The organism is Lachnospira rogosae (ex Hitch et al. 2025), from assembly GCF_040096455.1.
In the GTDB taxonomy this organism is placed as follows: Bacteria; Bacillota; Clostridia; order Lachnospirales; family Lachnospiraceae; genus Lachnospira; species Lachnospira rogosae.
This window is the reverse complement of record NZ_JBBMER010000016.1, coordinates 1-1,452: the sequence shown is the minus strand read 5'-3', so window position 1 is coordinate 1,452 and position 1,452 is coordinate 1. Positions and strand designations below refer to the sequence as shown.

Sequence of the window (1,452 nt, the reverse complement as noted above, 5' to 3'; positions counted from 1 at the left end):
TTCAAAACTGCACATTAAATATATCTTATACATCCGTATCCTGTCAAGTACTTTCGTACTTTCCTTAAGAATAACTCTCTTTGTTCTATCCAAACCTTAACCTCTTTCGGTTAAGCCCTCGACCTATTAGTACAGATCAGCTCCATATGTCACCACACTTCCACCTTCTGCCTATCTACCTCGTCGTCTTCAAGGGGTCTTACTAGATTAACTCTATGGGATATCTCATCTTGAGGGGGGCTTCACGCTTAGATGCCTTCAGCGTTTATCCCGTCCCGACTTGGCTACTCGGCCATGAGCCTGGTGGCTCAACCGATGCACCAGAGGTCAGTCCATCCCGGTCCTCTCGTACTAAGGACAGCTCCTCTCAGATATCCTGCGCCCACGCCGGATAGGGACCGAACTGTCTCACGACGTTCTGAACCCAGCTCGCGTACCGCTTTAATGGGCGAACAGCCCAACCCTTGGGACCTACTACAGCCCCAGGATGCGATGAGCCGACATCGAGGTGCCAAACCACTCCGTCGATGTGAACTCTTGGGAGTGATAAGCCTGTTATCCCCAGGGTAGCTTTTATCCGTTGAGCGATGGCAATCCCACTTTCATACCACCGGATCACTAAGTCCTACTTTCGTACCTGCTCCACCCGTCGGTGTCGCAGTCAAGCTCCCTTCTGCCTTTGCACTCTTCGAATGGTTTCCAACCATTCTGAGGGAACCTTTGAGCGCCTCCGATACCCTTTCGGAGGCGACCGCCCCAGTCAAACTCCCCACCAGACATTGTCCCCCGGCCGGGTCACGGCCGCAGGTTAGAAACCCAGTACTGCAGGGGTGGTATCCCAACATCGACTCCGTGACAACTGGCGTCATCACCTCTTAGTCTCCCACCTATCCTGTACATGCAATACCGAATCCCAGTATCAAGCTAGAGTAAAGCTCCATGGGGTCTTTCCGTCCTGGCGCAGGTAACCAGCATCTTCACTGGTATTTCAATTTCACCGGGTGCATTGTCGAGACAGTGCCCAAATCATTACGCCTTTCGTGCGGGTCGGAACTTACCCGACAAGGAATTTCGCTACCTTAGGACCGTTATAGTTACGGCCGCCGTTTACTGGGGCTTAAATTCAATGCTTCGATTGCTCTAACATCTCCTCTTAACCTTCCAGCACCGGGCAGGCGTCAGCCCATATACCTCACCTTTCGGTTTTGCATAGACCTGTGTTTTTGCTAAACAGTTGCTTGGGCCAGTTCTCTGCGGCTCACTTGCGTGAGCACCCCTTCTCCCGAAGTTACGGGGTCATTTTGCCGAGTTCCTTAACAATGCTTCTCCCGCCGGCCTTAGGATTCTCTCCTCATCCACCTGTGTCGGTTTACGGTACGGGTACGGTATACACAATAGCGGCTTTTCTCGACAGATGGTCTGTGTGCTTCGCTACTTTTGTTCGCTCCGCGT

Annotated in this window: 1 rRNA gene; it reads right to left on the bottom strand. The window is 52.1% G+C overall.

The window, feature by feature from the left end:
- Positions 1 to 106 precede the first annotated feature (106 nt).
- Positions 107 to 1,452, bottom strand: a 23S ribosomal RNA gene (locus WMO14_RS12840); the annotation flags it as partial.